This window comes from Nocardioides sp. REDSEA-S30_B4 (assembly GCF_001627265.1).
Classification (GTDB): Bacteria; Actinomycetota; Actinomycetes; order Propionibacteriales; family Nocardioidaceae; genus Nocardioides.
In genome coordinates, this window is record NZ_LUPI01000012.1 from 1 (window position 1) to 16,050 (window position 16,050).

The 16,050-nt window shown below is 71.6% G+C and carries 17 protein-coding genes; 3 read left to right on the top strand and 14 right to left on the bottom strand.

Annotated features, from left to right (window positions below; translation table 11 throughout):
• Positions 1-86: 86 nt before the first annotated feature.
• From trpA to trpC, 3 genes are read right to left on the bottom strand one after another with little or no spacing between them, the layout of a single operon-like run.
• Positions 87-893: a tryptophan synthase subunit alpha gene (trpA, locus tag A6R01_RS03975; protein ID WP_292603801.1), complete on the bottom strand. Its 807-nt coding sequence runs from the start codon at positions 891-893 to the stop codon at positions 87-89.
• Complete coding sequence (gene trpB / locus A6R01_RS03980; RefSeq protein WP_292603803.1) at positions 890-2,146, bottom strand: tryptophan synthase subunit beta; 1,257 nt, start codon at positions 2,144-2,146, stop codon at positions 890-892. Before trpB ends, trpA begins: the two co-directional genes overlap by 4 nt.
• A complete protein-coding gene (gene trpC / locus A6R01_RS03985; RefSeq protein ID WP_292603805.1) occupies positions 2,143-2,925 on the bottom strand; it encodes an indole-3-glycerol phosphate synthase TrpC in 783 nt (260 codons plus the stop codon). Before trpC ends, trpB begins: the two co-directional genes overlap by 4 nt.
• 173 nt (positions 2,926-3,098) lie before the next feature.
• Between trpC and A6R01_RS03990 the strand changes: the two genes are divergently transcribed.
• Entirely contained in the window at positions 3,099-3,428 is a 330-nt protein-coding gene (locus A6R01_RS03990) for a DUF4190 domain-containing protein (protein ID WP_292603807.1), read from the top strand.
• Positions 3,429-3,451: 23 nt separating this feature from the next.
• On the opposite strand, the gene A6R01_RS03995 is transcribed toward A6R01_RS03990, so the two are convergent.
• From A6R01_RS03995 to A6R01_RS04015, 5 genes are all read right to left on the bottom strand, one after another.
• Entirely contained in the window at positions 3,452-3,883 is a 432-nt protein-coding gene (locus A6R01_RS03995) for a DUF2752 domain-containing protein (RefSeq protein WP_292603809.1), read from the bottom strand.
• A gap of 13 nt (positions 3,884-3,896) precedes the next feature.
• Positions 3,897-4,094, bottom strand: coding sequence for an HGxxPAAW family protein (locus A6R01_RS04000; protein ID WP_292603811.1), 198 nt, complete (start codon positions 4,092-4,094; stop codon positions 3,897-3,899).
• A gap of 56 nt (positions 4,095-4,150) precedes the next feature.
• Positions 4,151-4,750 carry a Trp biosynthesis-associated membrane protein gene (locus A6R01_RS04005; protein ID WP_292603813.1) on the bottom strand — a complete coding sequence of 200 codons (600 nt, stop codon included), beginning with the start codon at positions 4,748-4,750 and terminating at the stop codon, positions 4,151-4,153.
• Positions 4,743-5,099: a phosphoribosyl-AMP cyclohydrolase gene (hisI, locus tag A6R01_RS04010; RefSeq protein ID WP_292603815.1), complete on the bottom strand. Its 357-nt coding sequence runs from the start codon at positions 5,097-5,099 to the stop codon at positions 4,743-4,745. Before hisI ends, A6R01_RS04005 begins: the two co-directional genes overlap by 8 nt.
• A gap of 103 nt (positions 5,100-5,202) precedes the next feature.
• Positions 5,203-9,936 carry a carboxypeptidase regulatory-like domain-containing protein gene (locus A6R01_RS04015; protein WP_292603817.1) on the bottom strand — a complete coding sequence of 1,578 codons (4,734 nt, stop codon included), beginning with the start codon at positions 9,934-9,936 and terminating at the stop codon, positions 5,203-5,205.
• Between the two features lie 207 nt (positions 9,937-10,143).
• Here A6R01_RS04015 and A6R01_RS04020 point away from each other — a divergent pair, with 207 nt between their 5' ends.
• On the top strand, positions 10,144-11,523 hold the full coding sequence (locus tag A6R01_RS04020; protein WP_366925086.1) for a helicase HerA-like domain-containing protein: 1,380 nt from the start codon (positions 10,144-10,146) through the stop codon (positions 11,521-11,523).
• A 75-nt stretch (positions 11,524-11,598) separates the two neighbouring features.
• On the top strand, positions 11,599-11,739 hold the full coding sequence (locus tag A6R01_RS18240; RefSeq protein ID WP_366925087.1) for a hypothetical protein: 141 nt from the start codon (positions 11,599-11,601) through the stop codon (positions 11,737-11,739).
• Between the two features lie 63 nt (positions 11,740-11,802).
• Here the strand turns inward: A6R01_RS18240 and hisF are convergent, their stop codons facing one another.
• From hisF to A6R01_RS04050, 6 genes are read right to left on the bottom strand one after another with little or no spacing between them, the layout of a single operon-like run.
• The gene (hisF, locus tag A6R01_RS04025; protein WP_292603819.1) at positions 11,803-12,564 is read right to left on the bottom strand and encodes an imidazole glycerol phosphate synthase subunit HisF; all 762 of its coding nucleotides are present in this window, start codon (positions 12,562-12,564) and stop codon (positions 11,803-11,805) included.
• Positions 12,561-13,304 (bottom strand): bifunctional 1-(5-phosphoribosyl)-5-((5-phosphoribosylamino)methylideneamino)imidazole-4-carboxamide isomerase/phosphoribosylanthranilate isomerase PriA, encoded by a 744-nt coding sequence (gene priA / locus A6R01_RS04030; protein ID WP_179531369.1) that lies wholly within the window; start codon positions 13,302-13,304, stop codon positions 12,561-12,563. Before priA ends, hisF begins: the two co-directional genes overlap by 4 nt.
• A 50-nt stretch (positions 13,305-13,354) precedes the next feature.
• Positions 13,355-13,690 (bottom strand): hypothetical protein, encoded by a 336-nt coding sequence (locus A6R01_RS04035; RefSeq protein ID WP_292603821.1) that lies wholly within the window; start codon positions 13,688-13,690, stop codon positions 13,355-13,357.
• Positions 13,687-14,322 (bottom strand): imidazole glycerol phosphate synthase subunit HisH, encoded by a 636-nt coding sequence (hisH, locus tag A6R01_RS04040; RefSeq protein WP_292603823.1) that lies wholly within the window; start codon positions 14,320-14,322, stop codon positions 13,687-13,689. The genes A6R01_RS04035 and hisH overlap by 4 nt, the downstream gene beginning before the upstream one ends.
• On the bottom strand, positions 14,319-14,927 hold the full coding sequence (hisB, locus tag A6R01_RS04045) for an imidazoleglycerol-phosphate dehydratase HisB (protein WP_292603825.1): 609 nt from the start codon (positions 14,925-14,927) through the stop codon (positions 14,319-14,321). Before hisB ends, hisH begins: the two co-directional genes overlap by 4 nt.
• Positions 14,927-16,045 (bottom strand): histidinol-phosphate transaminase, encoded by a 1,119-nt coding sequence (locus tag A6R01_RS04050; RefSeq protein ID WP_292603827.1) that lies wholly within the window; start codon positions 16,043-16,045, stop codon positions 14,927-14,929. Before A6R01_RS04050 ends, hisB begins: the two co-directional genes overlap by 1 nt.
• Positions 16,046-16,050 lie beyond the last annotated feature (5 nt).

Below are 16,050 nucleotides of genomic sequence, written 5' to 3' on the forward strand. Positions count from 1 at the left end.
TCCCCGACGGCTCGTCGGACCCGCCGCAGGCGCCGAGCACCAGGGCGGTGACCAGCGCGAGAGCGACGAGCAGGCCGCGGCGGCGGTCAGGCACGTCGTACGCCCCCGGCGAGCTCCTCGGTGAGGGTGCGCAGCGCCCGGAGGGCGGCGTCACGGTCGTCGGCGTGGTCGAGGAGCGTACGGACGAAGGCGGTGCCGACGATGATGCCGTCGGCGTGCTCCGACATCGCCGCCGCCTGGACCCCGGTGCTCACGCCCACCCCGACCCCGACCGGCAGGTCGGTGGTGGCCTTCGTGCGGGCGATGAGCGGCGCGACGCCCTCGGCGGTGGCCTGCGTGGTGCCGGTGACGCCCATGATGCCGGTGGCGTAGACGAAGCCACGGCAGTGCGCGGTCGTCGACGCGATGCGCTCGTCGGTGCTCGAGGGCGCCACGAGGAAGACCTTGTCGAGGTCGCGCGCGTCGGCCGCCTCGGACCACTCCCCCGCGAACTCCGGGATGACGTCGGGCGTGATGAGGCCGGCGCCGCCGGCGTCGTCGAGCTGCTGGGCGAAGCGGTCCACGCCGCGCCGCTCGACGGGGTTCCAGCTGGTCATGACCAGCGTGGGCGTGCCGGTGGCCGCGACCGCCTCGACGACACGGAACAGGTCGTCGACCCGGAAACCGCCGTCGAGGGCGTGCTGGACCGCCCGCTGGATGACGGGGCCGTCCATGACGGGGTCGCTGTAGGGCAGCCCGACCTCGATGACGTCGCAGCCGGCGTCGACCATGGTCCGCAGCGCGGCGATGGACCCCTCGACGTCGGGGAACGCCGCCGGGAGGTAGCCCACCAGGGCCGACCGGCCCTCCGCGCGCGCCGTCTCGAAGGCGGAGGCGACCCGGAGCCCGCTCACCGCTCGTCCTCCTGTCCGGCCTCGCCGAGGCCGAAGTACTCGATGGCGGTGCCCATGTCCTTGTCGCCGCGGCCGGAGAGATTGATAAGCACGGTCGCCTCGGGCCCCTTCTCGGCCGCGAGCCGCTCGGCGACCTTCAGGCCCCCGGCGATCGCGTGGGAGGACTCGATGGCCGGGATGATCCCCTCGGTGCGCGCGAGCAGGCTGAAGGCCTCCATCGCCTCGGTGTCGGTGACGGGGAGGTACGTCGCGCGGCCGCTGTGCGCGAGCTGCGCGTGCTGCGGCCCGACGCCCGGGTAGTCCAGGCCGGCGGAGATCGAGTGGGACTCCACGGTCTGGCCGTCGTCGTCCTGCAGCACGTAGGTGCGCGCGCCGTGCAGCACGCCGCTGTCGCCGGCGTGGATGGTGGCCGCGTGCCGCGGGGTGTCGACCCCGTCACCACCGGCCTCGAAGCCGTAGATGTCGACCTCGTCGTCCTCGAGGAAGGCGGTGAACAGCCCAATCGCGTTGGAGCCGCCGCCGACGCAGGCGGCGATGGCGTCGGGCAGCACGCCGTACTGCTCCAGGCACTGGGCCCGCGCCTCGTCGCCGGTGCCGCGGACGAAGTCGCGCACCATGCTCGGGAACGGGTGCGGACCCGCGGCGGTGCCGAAGAGGTAGGCGGTGTGGTCGACCGTGGCGACCCAGTCGCGCAGCGCCTCGTTGATGGCGTCCTTGAGGGTCGCGCTCCCGGACTCCACGGGGACGACCTTGGCGCCGAGCAGCTGCATGCGAGCGACGTTGAGCGCCTGGCGGCGGGTGTCGACCGCGCCCATGTAGACGGTGCAGTCGAGGCCGAAGTACGCCGCGGCGGTCGCGCTCGCGACCCCGTGCTGGCCGGCCCCGGTCTCGGCGATGACGCGCTTCTTGCCCATCCGCTTGGTCAGCAGCGCCTGGCCCAGGACGTTGCGGATCTTGTGGGCGCCGGTGTGGTTGAGGTCCTCGCGCTTGAGGAGCACGCGGCAGCCGACGCGGTCGCTGAGGCGACGGGCGTGGAAGAGAGGGCTCGGGAGACCGGCGTACTCGCGCAGGACCAGCTCGAACTCGCTCACGAACACGGGGTCGGCCATCGCGTCCTGCCAGGCGACGGTGAGCTCGTCGAGGGCCGCCATCAGGGCCTCGGGCATGAAGCGGCCGCCGAAGAGCCCGGGCTCACCGAACCAGCCCTGGTCGTCGGCGTCGAAGCGGCTGCGCTCGCTGGTCACGTCGGTCATACGCCTATTCCTGTCATGGCTGCGACGGCGGCCGTGGGGTCGCCGTCCTTGACGAGCGCCTCGCCGACGAGGACGGCGCGGGCGCCCTCGGAGACGAAGCGGGTCACGTCGGCGGGGGTGAAGATGCCCGACTCCGCGACCTTGACGCGGTCGTCTGGGATGCCGGAAGCGAGTCGACCGAAGGTGTCCGGGTCGATCTCGAGGGTCTTGAGGTTGCGGGCGTTGACGCCCACGAGCTCAGCGCCGAGGGCCACGGCCCGCTCGGCCTCGGCGTCGTCGTGGACCTCGACCAGGGCGGTCAGCCCCAGCTCGCCGGCCAGGTCGTGCAGGCGACGCAGCTCGTCGTCGTCGAGCGCGGCCACGATGAGGAGGGCCAGGTCGGCGCCGGCGGCCCGGGCCTCCCAGAGCTGGTAGTCGGTGACGATGAAGTCCTTGCGCAGCAGCGGCACGTCGACGGCCGCGCGGACCGCGCGCAGGTCGTCGAGGCTGCCGCCGAAGCGGCGCTGCTCGGTGAGGACGGAGATCGCCGCGGCACCGCCCTCGGCGTAGGCCTTCGCCAGGACCGTGGGGTCGGGGATCTCGGCGAGGTCGCCCTTGGAGGGGCTGCGGCGCTTGACCTCGGCGATGACGCTCGAGCCCGGTGCGCGCAGCGCGGACATCGGGTCGCGGGGCGGGTCGACGTCCGCGAGCGCGGCCTTCAGGTCGACCAGGGGCAGCGCCGCCTCGCGCTCGGCGAGGTCCAGGCGCACGCCGGCGACGATGTCGTCGAGGACCGACATGACGGCTCCGTTCGAGGCGCGGGGAATGACACCCGAGTCTGTCATGTGAGGCGAAGCCGCTCGGGCACGGGTACGGTCGCCGGACGCACCTGAGAAGCATCTGAGCGATCGCCCGCCGCGATCGCAGGGACCGACTCGGGGCCGTCCCAGGCACCAGCCCACGAAGGAGAGTCATGAGCTACGACCAGCCTCCCCCGCCGCCGCCCCCGGGCTACGGCGCAGCACCCCAGCCCCCGTACGGCGGACAGCCGGCCGGCACCTCGCAGAAGGCCATCTGGTCGCTGGTGACCGGCATCCTCGGCCTGCTGTGCTGCAGCCCGCTCGGCATCGTCGCGATCCTGCTCAGCCGCTCGGCCAAGGAGGAGATCCGCTCCACCGGCAAGTCGGGTGACGGCCTGGCGACCGCCGGCCTGGTCACGGGCATCATCGCCTTGGTGCTCATGGTCGTGTCGATCATCCTGATCGCGACCGGAGCCTTCGAGTTCAACTTCGAGACCAGCTGACCGCTCGGCCTGTCAGGCCCCGCTCACGGGGCCAGCCAGGGGGCGGCCGGGGTGTTGCGCAGCAGCATGAACAGCCCGGCCGCTCCCAGCAGGGCCCAGCCGCCCACGACGACGAGGCGGCGCGGCAGGCGTCGGCTCCGGCCCCGCCAGCGGTCGAGCGTCCAGACCGCGAGGGCGAGCACCGCCAGCGGCATCAGCACCACGAGCAGCAGGTTGCTGCTCGCGGCGGAGGCGACCTCACCGTGGGTGAGGTCGTTGACGGCGCGCAGGCCACCGCAGCCCGGGCACCAGAACCCCATGGCCGCGCTGGGGCAGATGCCCCAGGAGCCGCCGACGTGCGGGTCGCGCAGATGCAGCGCGAGCGTGGCGAGCCCCAGCCCGCCGATCGTGACCAGCGGCGCCCGCACCCGGTCCCACCGGCTCGGGACCGGTGCCGGGGCGAGCAGGGCGCTCATCGGGGCAGGTACCTCAGTGGCCCTCGTGCAGACCCATCTTGGCCATCACGAGGAAGACGACGCCACCGGCGAGGGTGATCACGACGCCGGCCCAGAAGACCGGCATGCTGATCGGGTCGAAGATCAGGCCGACGCTGCCCACCACGAAGCCGATGAGGCCCACGACCACGGCGCTCCACGCGGCGGGGGTGTTGCCGTGGCTGTTGGACATGCGGGGCTCCTCTGTGGCACGGGTGGATCGGGTTCGTCGGTGCTGCTGGCGACAGTCTAGGGGGCTGTCCGGTCGGTCGGGTCGTGGCCCTCGTCCATGGCCTTCCACAGGTCCAGGGAGGTCTCCGGCTCCGTGGGCGCGGGTCGCTCCTCACCCGTGGGTGAGTCGTAGCGGCTGCCCATCTCCGGCCAGCCGGGCACCCGCCACACCGCGAGCCCCGCCGCGGCCGCGAGCACCACCCCGCCGGCCACGGCGGCGAGGTACCACCCCGTCACGCTCGCTCCCCCGGTCGCCCCGACCTGGGTCAACGCGTCCTCGACGGTGGCCCGCAGGTCGCCCAGGGCCGCCGCGGACGCGACGAGCAGCCCCAGGGACGCCAGCAGGGCCAGGACGGCCGCACAGCGTCGTACGACGCGGCGGGTGACGAGCAGGACGCCCCACGCGGCGAGGGCCACCAGCGCCAGGGACGTGACGAGCGGCATGGTCAGGGCATCGCCCTGGCCGGTGCCGGCGGTGACCATCACCGCGGCCTGGCCGTCGGCGTCGACCTCGACCGCGGCGCGGGTGCCCGCGACCGCGCACAACGTGCCGGCGGCCAGCGCGACCAGGGTCGTCAGGCCGAACCCGCGGGCTGTGGCGCGCCGCTGCTCAGCCACGCTCGAGGACCAGGTCGGCGTCGAAGCAGGTGCGGTCGCCGGTGTGGCACGCGCCGTCGACCTGGTCGACCTTCACCAGCAGGGTGTCGCCGTCGCAGTCGAGGCGCACCTCGACGACGCGCTGAGTGTGGCCGGAGGTCTCGCCCTTCACCCAGTACTCCTGGCGGCTGCGCGACCAGTACGTCGCTCGCCGGGTGCTCAGCGTGCGCGCGAGCGCCTGGTCGTCCATCCACCCCAGCATCAGCACCTCGCCGGTGTCGTGCTGCTGGACCACGGCCGGCACCAGTCCGTCGGTGGTGCGCTTGAGGCGGGCGGCCAGGGCCGGGTCGAGCTCCGGGACGGCGTTCATGCCCCCCATCATCCCCGGCGGATCCACCCGGACGTGCCACGGGGCACCGCGGCGGTCTTCCGCCGGGTGCCCCGTGGCCGGTGCTGCTGTGCTGACGGTCCGGTCAGCGGATGGTGAAGTTCAGCGTCTTCGACTTCTTCTTCACCAGGTCGTTGCCGAGGAAGGTGAGCTTCACCGAGTGGTAGCCCTTCTTCAGCCCCTTCACGACCAGCTTCTTCTTGCCGTTGTTGAGCGTCTTGAGGACGGTGAACGCCTTGCCCTCCTTCAGCTTCACCTGACCCGTCACCGGGTCCTGGCTGTCGGCGAAGACCCGGACCTTGACGACCAGCTTCTTGCCCTTGATCTTCTTGGAGGTCTGCAGCGTCGGCTTGACCGGGTCGGGCTCCTCCGCCTCCGGCTCCACCGGGCCCACGGCCGAGGTGCTCTTCACCAGGGTCACGAAGTCGTCCTTGGCGTAGGTCACGCGGGCCGTGATGAGCGCGTCCTCGTCGGCGGCCACCAGGCGGTAGGTCCGAGCGGTGGCGCCGGTGATGGCGGTGCCGTCACGGAACCACTGGACGGTGATGGTGGCGTCACCCGGGGTGACGCTGCCCGGGTTGAGGCTGAGCAGCTCCCCGACGGCGTCGGTGCCCGCGATGCTCGGACCACCGGTGACGGTGATCTCGCCCTGCGGCTCGTCGATCGGGCCCACACCGTCGGCCACCCACTGGTAGGTGAACACCGGCGTCACGGTCTCCGGCTCCCAGGTCCCCGGGTCGGCCGTCAGGGTCGCGCCCTCGAGGGTCTGCCCCGTGATCGTGGGCTTCGTCTTGTTCTCCAGCGGGCCACCGGCGACCGCAACGGTCTCCTCCGAGGTGGCCGTGCCCGAAGCAAGGCCGCTCTTGCTGGCCGTGACCCGCACCGACATCTTCTTGCCGCGCTGGTCCTTGGTCAGGACGAACGTCGACGACGTCGCCCCGGTGACGGCGGTGCCGTCGGCCAGCCACTGGTAGGCGAAGCCGGTCGGCTCGTTCGACCAGGTGCCGTCGGTGGTGGACAGGGTCTCCCCCACCTTCGCGGTGCCCGAGACGATCGGCTTGGTCTTGCTCACGACCTTGGTCGGGTCGTCACCGACCGCCGCGGTCGACGTCGAGGTGGCGCTGCCGGGGCTGTACGCCGTGCCCTTGGTCGCGGTCACGCGGACCGCGATCGACTTGCCGAGCTCAGCGTCGGTGAGGACCAGCTTGTTGTTCGTCGCACCCGTGATCGCCTGACCGTTGGCCAGCCACTGATAGGCGAAGGTGGGGCTCGGGTCGTTCCAGGTCCCGGGCTCCGCCGTCAGCGTCTTGCTCACCAGGACGTCGCCGCTGATCGTCGGCAGGACGGTGTTCTTCAGCGCCCCCTTGCCGACAGCCGGCGTCGCCGCGGAGAGGACGACCTGGTCGGGGTTGCTGCTGGTCTCGGTGACCCGGAACCGCAGCTCCATGCCCAACAGGTCGGGTCCGACCTGGAGGGTCTTGGCAGTCGCGCCGGCGACGACCTGGCCGTTGGCCAGCCACTGGTAGCTGAACGTGCCGCCCTCGCTCCAGACGCCGTCGGTGGCGGTGAGGGTCTCACCCACGATGGCCTTGCCCATCACCTGCGGATCCTGACGGTTCTCCGTGGTCGTGTCCGCACCTGTGCCGGGGAAGGCCGGGGTCGCGGCGACGCCCGTCCCCTTGCTCTCCAGCACCTTGGTGCCACCGTTGGCGCCGGCACGGGTAGCCGTCACGACGACCCGGTAGGCGTAGGCGGTGTAGCCGGTGTTGCAGCCCGGCGGGAAGATCATCGGGATGGTGCACGAGGTGCCGATGGTCAGCTCTCGACCGTCGATTCCGCCGACCGAGAAGCTGCCGGTCGTGTCTGCGCTGGCCGGCTGCCACGAGCCGGTGGCGGTCCTGAACTGCCAGTCGTAGTCGAAGTCGGTGTCGCTCGCCGACCAGAGTCCCGGCTCCGCGGTGAGGGTCTCGCCCTCGGCGGAGATGCCGGTGACGTACGGCGGCTGGACGTTCACCGGAGCGCCGACGTTGAGCCGGAAGTCGATGCCCGTCACGTCCTCACCACCGACGGTGACGTCGTCAGCGTCGTTGATGGCGCTCGTGGGCGTGCCGGAGGTGAAGTAGCCCTCGTCGTTCTGCCCCGCACCGGAGCCGGGGACGTCCACGGCCCCGCCTGCTCCCAGCGCGCCGACGCGGTAGGTGCGCGCGTAGACCGGCAGCGTGTACCCGCCGGCCGAGTTGGAGAGCTTCGCCGGGGTGACCGCGATCCACGGGCTCAGCTGGGGAGCCCCGTCGACGACGTTGGTCACATACCGGTACACGGCGGAGATGGCCTTATCGGGCACGGCGGAGCCGGTCAGGTTGGTGACGGTCCCACGGATCTCAGCGGTCGCCGGGAGGGCGTACTTCTGCTCCCCCAGCATCTGCTCGACGCCCAGGCTGACGGTCGGGGCCTGGTCGAGACCGACGAGGCCGGGCATGAAGCCCTGGCTGTTGTCAGCCAGCACCGTGCGGATCTTGTAGTCGCCAGGGGCGACGCTGAACGAGAACGCACCGGAGTCGAGGTTCCGACTCGCTGCCTGTCGCCACTCGGAGTGGCTGGCGCCGCCGGCCTGGCCGTTGTCGGTGTAGACGACGCGCTTCCAGAGCTCGACGATGCCGCTGCCCGTGAACTGCGAGCCACCGTCGCGGGTGAACGATCCCGCGAGCACCGAGGGCTCGGGCACCGAGATGTCGCGACCGGTGACGACCTGGTTCGTCGTGACCGCCACGTTGGAGGCGCCATCGGGACCGTAGACGTTCGGGAAGTACGTCGTCACGCGACCGTCGCGAGTGGCGCGCAGGCGGAAGGTGGTGGTGCCCGTCGCTTCGGGGGTCACGGTCATCACGAACACTCCGTCGGCACCCGTGGTGACGACGTCGGCCACGGACGAGGACACCCGACCCCAGGTCTTGGGGGTGGTGCCGGCGACGATCGCGTCCACCGTCACGCCAGCCAGCGGGAGGCCCTGGGCGTCCGTGACCTTTCCGGTCACGTACGTGCCACGAGCCAGCGCGACCGCACCCAGCGGCTCGGAGACGGCGTTCGCGGCCGAGTACTTGGTGGCGGAACCGGCCGACTTCACGGTCGGCCCGTTGGTGTCATCCAGTCGGTAGACGGTCAGGTACTCCGGGTAGCTGTACGAGACGATGTACTGCCGTCCGGCGACCGTGGGCGCCACCAGGGTGAACGAGCCGTTGGCGGCGGTCTTCACGCTCGCCGCGGCGGTCCACACGATGCCGCCGTTGGACTGGATGATCGGATAGAGCGCCTTGACCTCGACGTCCTTCAGCGCGGTCGAACCGTCGGTGACGGAGCCGGTGAAGGTGACACCGGAGTTGAGGGCGACAGAGACGTTGGCGGCCGCGCCGGCGTTCTTCGTCAACGTGATCGTCCGAGCAGTGTCCGGGTTGGTCGACCCGGCGCCGCCCCCGTTGAAGTAGAGGGTCTGGAAGGCGTCCGAGGAGTACTTCACGACGTAGGAATTGTCGAGCGCGCCCTCGATGGCGAAGCGCCCGTCATCACCGGTCGTCGCACTCAGGGGTGCAGTCGGCGAGGCCAGCGGCGGGTCGTAGGTGACGGTGCCGGTGCCGCCGTCGGCGTTGGCGCGCACGTGGAGGGAGACCGTCACGCCCTTGATCGGCACACCCGTCGACGTGGAGACGACACCGCTGATCTCGGAAGTGGTCGTCTTCACCAGAGTCGCATTGACCGCGTCGTTGGCGACACCCGGCTTCACCTCCACCAGGTCCGGGGTCCCGGAGGCGGTCTTCTCGTTGTAGAACTCCGTCTCGTACCCATCGCCAGAAGGCGACTCGAACTTGACCTGGTACTTGGCCGGAGAGACGTCCTCGAACTCGTACGTTCCGTTGGCGTCAGTCGTCTCGGGGTCGATCCCCGAGTCACCGCCGGTGGCAGTCAGCAGAGTCACCGTCGCGCCGGGAATCGCGGGAGTGCGCACCGAGTCGACTCGCGTCACCTTGCCGGAGATGGAACCGGGAGTCGCGGTGATGCTCCGATTGAAGGTGGTCGGGGTCCCCGCCGTCGCGAAGGTGATGAGCGAGGCCTCGTCCTTCTGGGCCGTGGTGGAGGCGTCCTTCACGAAGACCGTCTGGTAGCCGGACTTGCTGAAGCCGAGGATCAGGTTCGGCTGCTGGGCCACCGTGAGCGTGTAGCTGCCCTGCGCGTCGGTCACCACGCTCGACGGAGCGGTGGGCTGCGCCGTGTAGGTGCGCGGCGAATCCGTGGCCGCCTCGACCTTCACCGCGACGCCCTCGACGGGCACGGCAGGGTCACCGGTCGTGATCTTGCCGGTGATCGTGCGGCTCAGGAGGCGCGGGTTGGCCGAGGAGTCGTTGGCCCCCGAGGACACCGCCGTCGCGTCAGCCAGGGCCGTGACGACGGGCTGGTTCTCGCCGTCGTAGTAGGCAGCAGCGTCCACTCCCGAGGCGCCGGTGTACTGGATGAAGTAGTCCCCGCTGGCGACCCCGGTGAAGGAGTACGCGCCATTGGCGTCCGTCGTCTTCGAGGCTCCCTCCTGCTGGAAGGCACCGTTGCTCTCGGTGCCGAGCTTCACCACGACGCCCGACAGGGCCAAGCCGTCACGGTTCTTGACGATGCCCGAGATCGTGTTAGCGGCGTACGCCGGGGCACCCAGCCCGCCGACGAGGAGCCCTAGGACGGTCAGGAACAGCAGAGGGAGCGCACTGGTTCTTGTGCGGCGTCGGGACGAGCGGGAGAACAACATGGTCACCTCGAAGCGGCGGGGGGTGGGGAGCACGACAAGCACCGGGAGATCCCAGCGCCGCCTCAACGTGACGGGAGCGCGCAGCGTTACGGCTGGGGGCAAAGAAACTTGACAGTCCGGGCAAAGGGGCTCTTGTGGTCCAGACCACGCGCCTTTACCGACTTGACCTTTACTTCTGCACCATCTAGAGAACCCGCCCTCACTCCCCTGTCCGCCACCGATCCGCTCTAGGGTCGAGGAGTGAGCAGCTCGGACAGCGACGCACCCGACCCGCAGGCCCTCCTCACCCAGGTCCAGGACGGCTACACCTTCGACGGCCCGGCGCTCGAGCTCGGCGCCCTGATGAGCTCGGCCGACGCCGTGCACGCGGACGCGCCCGTACGCATCCCGCTGGGCATGCTCAACCGGCACGGCCTGGTGGCCGGCGCCACGGGCACCGGCAAGACCAAGACCCTCCAGCTGCTGGCCGAGCAGCTCTCGGACGCAGGCGTCCCGGTGTTCGCCGCCGACGTGAAGGGCGACCTCTCCGGCCTGCTCGCGCCCGGGGAGGCCTCGGCACGCGTGGACTCCCGGATGGAGTCCCTCGGGCAGGGGTGGGCGCCGACCGGCTACCCGGTCGAGCTCTACGCCCTGGGTGGTGAGGGAACCGGCGTACCCCTGCGGGCCTCGATCAGCTCCTTCGGCCCGCTCCTGCTGAGCAAGGTGCTGGGGCTGAACAAGACCCAGGAGTCCAGCCTCGGGCTGGTCTTCCACTACGCCGACAAGGCCGGCCTGCCACTCCTGGACCTCTCCGACCTCCAAGCACTGCTGCGTCACCTCACCTCCGACGAGGGCAAGGCCGAGCTCAAGGGCATCGGCGGCGTCTCTACCGCCACCGCCGGGGTCATCCTGCGCTCGCTCGTGACGCTGGAGACCCAGGGCGCCGACCGGTTCTTCGGCGAGCCGGAGTTCGAGCCGTCCGACCTGATGACCACGACCGACGACGGGCACGGCCTGATCTCGCTGCTGGAGCTCCCCCGCCTGCAGGACCGCCCGGCACTGTTCTCGACCTTCCTCATGTGGCTGCTGGCCGACCTGTTCAACTCCCTGCCCGAGGTCGGGGACCCCGATAAGCCGTCGCTGGTGTTCTTCTTCGACGAGGCGCACCTGCTCTTCGACGACGCCTCGGAGGCATTCCTCGACCAGGTCGCCCAGACCGTCCGGCTCATCCGCTCCAAGGGCGTCGGCATCTTCTTCGTCACCCAGTCCCCCACCGACGTGCCCGACGAGGTCCTCGCCCAGCTCGGCTCCCGCGTCCAGCACGCCCTGCGCGCCCACACACCCAAGGACGCCAAGGCGCTCAAGGCCGCGGTCAGCACCTACCCGCACTCCGGGTACGCCGACCTCGGCCGCGTCCTCACCTCGCTCGGCGTCGGCGAGGCCGTCGTGACCGTGATGGACGAGCGCGGGGCGCCGACGCCCGTGGCCTGGACCATGCTGCGCGCGCCGCAGTCGCGGATGGCCCCGGCGGACCCGGCTGCCATGGAGGCCCTGGTCGCAGCCAGCCCCCGCCAGGCGACCTACGGCACGCCGATCGACCGCGAGTCCGCGCGCGAGAAGCTCGCAGCCCGCCTCGAGTAGGCCGCAGAGAAGGAGGCCGCGCCGCCGGCCACTCCCGACCCGACCCCGGTGCCGCCGTCGCAGCGCAAGATCCCCGTGCCCCGGACCACCGTGCCGTCCGGGAGCGGAGGCGAGTCCACGCTGGAGAAGGTCGTCTCCTCGCCGGTGTTCAAGGACGCGGTCCGCACAGCCGCGCGCGAGATCGTGCGCGGGATGTTCCGCACCGGACGGCGCTGAGGACCGTCACTCGGCGGAGGATTCGGTGCACGGGATGCACCGGATCCTCGTGACCCTGCGCGGTCAGCGCACCGGGTGGCCGGCCTGGGCCAGCGACTCCTTGACCTCGGAGATCCGGCAGGTCCCGAAATGGAAGACCGTCGCCGCGAGCACCGCGTCGGCGCCGGCGTCGACGGCAGGCGCGAAGTGCTCGACCCTCCCCGCGCCGCCCGAGGCGATCACGGGGACGGTCACCTCGCGGCGTACGCGGGAGATCAGGTCGAGGTCGAAGCCGTCCTGGGTGCCGTCGGCGTCCATCGCATTGAGCAGGATCTCCCCCGCCCCCAGCGCGCAGGCGCGGGCCGCCCACTCCAGGGCGTCGATGCCGGCCGACTGACGGCCGCCGTGGGTGGTGACCTCGAAGCCCGAGTCCGTGCCGGCGGCCCGGCGTGCGTCGACGGACAGCACCAGCACCTGGTTGCCGAAGCGGTCGGCGATCTCCGCGATCAGCTCCGGACGACGGATCGCCGCGGTGTTGACCGCGACCTTGTCCGCGCCGGCACGCAGCAGCCGGTCGACGTCCTCGGTGGAGGACACTCCCCCGCCCACGGTGAGCGGGATGAAGACCTCCTCGGCACACCGCGACACGACCTGCATGGTCGTGGCGCGACCCTCGTGGGAGGCCGAGATGTCCAGGAACGTCAGCTCGTCGGCACCCTCGGCGTCGTAGGTGCGAGCCAGCTCGACCGGGTCACCGGCGTCGCGGAGGTCCTGGAAGTTGATGCCCTTGACCACCCGGCCGCCGTCGACGTCGAGGCACGGGATGACGCGGACGGCCAGGCTCACTGCGACGCTCCGGTCCCCTGGGTCAGCGCCAGCGCGTCCTCGAGGGTGAACCGGCCCTCGTAGAGCGCGGTGCCGGCGATGGCGCCCTCGACGCCCAGCGGGACCAGGTCCATCAGCGCGCGGATGTCGTCGAGGGTGGTCACCCCGCCCGACGCCACCACGGGTGCGTCGGTGGCGGCGCAGACGTCGCGCAAGAGCTGCAGGTTCGGGCCGGCGAGCATGCCGTCCTTGTTGACGTCGGTGACGACATAGCGGGCGCAACCCTCGGAGTCGAGGCGGGTCAGCACCTCGTAGAGATCGCCGCCGTCGCGGGTCCAGCCGCGGGCCGCCAGGGTGCGGCCGCGGACGTCGAGACCGATCGCGACCCGGTCGCCGTGCTCGGCGATGATCTTGGCGCACCACTCCGGCTGCTCGAGGGCCGCGGTGCCGATGTTGACGCGGGTGCAACCGGTGGCCAGAGCAGCCTCCAGGGACTCGTCGTCGCGGATGCCGCCGCTCATCTCCACCTTGATGTCGAGGGCCCCCACGATCTCGGCCTGGAGCTCACGGTTGGTGCCGCGGCCGAAGGCGGCGTCGAGGTCGACCAGGTGCAGCCACTCCGCTCCGGCGTCCTGCCAGCGACGGGCAGCGGCGACGGGGTCGCCGTAGACCCGCTCGGAGCCGGCCACGCCCTGGGCCAGCTGGACCGCGCGGCCCTCGGTGATGTCGACGGCGGGCAGCAGCTCGAGGTAGTCGCTCATGTCTTCTCTCGGTCGGTGTGCGTGCGGAGTTCGGGGAGGGACCCGGCGGATCAGGTACGCCGGAACAGCATCGTGTGGAGCACCGGCGCGCCCAGCGCGCCGACCGCCAGGGCCAGCAGCACGGCCGCGGGGCTCTCGGTGAAGGCCCAGGTGAGCACGACCGCCGCGAGCACCAGGGCCACGGTCGTCGCGGTCTGCCGACGACGTCGCTCGGCGAGGATGCCGGACTGCCGGTTGCGCGGCCCCCTCGAGGGCAGCCAGCCGGTCAGTGCCCGGCGTCGCGCGGCCCAGCGCTCACGACGGGCCACCTCCGCTGCTCGTCTCTCGGCCAGCAGCGCCGCCGCGGCCTCCCGCTCGGCCCGGCGTCGCGCACGCTCCTTGCTCACAGCGTGCGGACCCAGTTGCGCAGGAGGGCGGCGCCGGCGTCCCCCGACTTCTCCGGGTGGAACTGGGTGGCCCACAGCGGACCGTTCTCCACGGCGGCGACGAAGCGGTCGTCCCCGTGGGACGCCCAGGTCACCAGCGGGGCCGCGGTGCGGTCGTTGGTGACCAGCGTCCAGTCGCGCACGCCGTAGGAGTGCACGAAGTAGAACCGCTCCTGCTCGATGCCCTCGAACAGCTTCGTGCCCTCCGGTGCGGTCACGGTGTTCCAGCCCATGTGCGGGACGACCGGCGCCTGCAGACGCTCGACCAGCCCCGGCCACTCGTCGCAGCCCGCGGTCTCGACGCCGTGCTCGATGCCGCGCTCGAAGAGGATCTGCATCCCCACGCAGATGCCGAGCACCGGCCGGCCGCCGGCCAGCCGCCGACCGATGATCCGCTCGCCCTTGATGGCGCGCAGGCCCTCCATGCACGCGGCGTACGCCCCGACGCCGGGGACCAGGAGGCCGTCGGCCTCCAGGGCGGCGTCGAAGTCGGAGGTCAGCGTGACGTCGGCACCGGCACGCTCCACCGCTCGTACGGCGGAGCGGAGGTTGCCGGAGCCGTAGTCGAGGACGACGACCGACGGAGCGGTCACAGAGTGCCCTTCGTGGACGGCACGCCCGTCTCGCGCGGGTCGAGGGCGACCGCGTCACGGAAGGCACGCGCGAACGCCTTGAACTGCGTCTCCACGATGTGGTGCGGCTCGCGCCCGGCCAGCACGCGCACGTGGAGGGCGAGGTGGGCGTGGAAGGCGATGGACTCGAAGACGTGCTGGGTCAACGACCCGAGGTAGGACACCCCGGACCCACCGAGCTGGACGTACTGCTGCCCCTCGGGCTCACCGGTGTGCACGCAGTAGGGACGACCGGAGACGTCGACGACGGCCTGGACGAGCGCCTCGTCGAGCGGGACGGTGGCGTCGCCGAAGCGGCGCACGCCCTTCTTGTCCCCCAGCGCCTGGCGCAGCGCCTGGCCGAGGGCGATCGCGGTGTCCTCCACGGTGTGGTGGGCGTCGATGTGCACGTCGCCGTCGGTCTGGACCGTCAGGTCGACCAGCGCGTGCCGGGCGAACGCGGTGAGCATGTGGTCGTAGAAGCCCACGCCCGTGGAGATGTCGTGGCGCCCGGTCCCGTCGAGGTCGACCTCGACGAGCACCTTCGACTCGCTGGTCTGGCGCTCCACGCGTCCGGTGCGGCTCATCACTTGCTCCCACTCTCGTCCAGCACGGCGTCCAGGGCCTCCCTGAACGCGGTCATCTCCTCAGGCGTCCCGATCGACACCCGCAGCCAGCCCTCGGGGCCGACCTCGCGGACCAGGACACCCTGGTCCAGCAACCGCTGCCACACAGCATGCCGGTCCGGGAAGGTCCCGAACAACGCGAAGTTGGCGTCGGAGTCGGCGACGTCGAGGCCGCGACCCCGCAGCCAGGCCACGGTCTCGTCGCGCTCGTGACGCAGCTCGTCGACCTTGCCCAGCAGCTCCTCGTGGTGGCGCAGGGCCGCGAGCGCGACCGCCTGGCTCACTGCGGAGAGGTGGTAGGGCAGGCGCACGACGCGGATCGCGTCGCAGATGCGCGGGTCGGCGGCGAGGTAGCCCAGCCGCAGCCCCGCACCCGCGAACGCCTTGCTCATGGTGCGCGTGACCACGAGGTTGGGGTACGACGGCAGCAGCTCGATCGCGCTGGGCGTGCCGGTCCGGCGGAACTCGCCGTAGGCCTCGTCGACCACCAGCAGGCCGTCGTCGCCCAGCGCCTCGCACAGCACGCCGACGACCTCGGGCTCCAGCGCGGTGCCGGTCGGGTTGTTGGGGCTCGGCAGCAGCACCAGGCTCGGCCGCTCGGTGCGCACCAGCTCCAGCGCGGCGTCCACGTCGAGCGTGAAGTCCTCGGCGCGACGCCCGGCCACGAAGCGGCTGTGGGTGTCGCGGGCGTACTCCGGGTACATCGAGTACGTGGGCGCGAAGCTCACGACGGTCCGGCCCGGGCCCCCGAAGGCCTGCAGCAGCTGCAGCATCACCTCGTTGGAGCCGTTGGCGGCCCACACCTGCTCGGGGGTGATCGGGTCCTGCCCGTCGGCCACGTCGCGCGACAGGTAGTCCGCCAGTCCTTCGCGCAGCGCGACGTGCTCGCGGTCGGGGTAGCGGTTCAGCCCTCGAGCCGCCTCGGCCGCAGCCGCCGCGATGTCGGCGACGCACGCCTCGGAGGGTCCGTAGGGGTTCTCGTTGGTGTTGAGCTGCACCGGCGCCTGCTCCAGCGAGAGCTGGGGCGCGCCGTACGGCGCGAGGCCGCGCAGCTCCTCGCGGAGCGGCGGGAAGGTCATCCGGA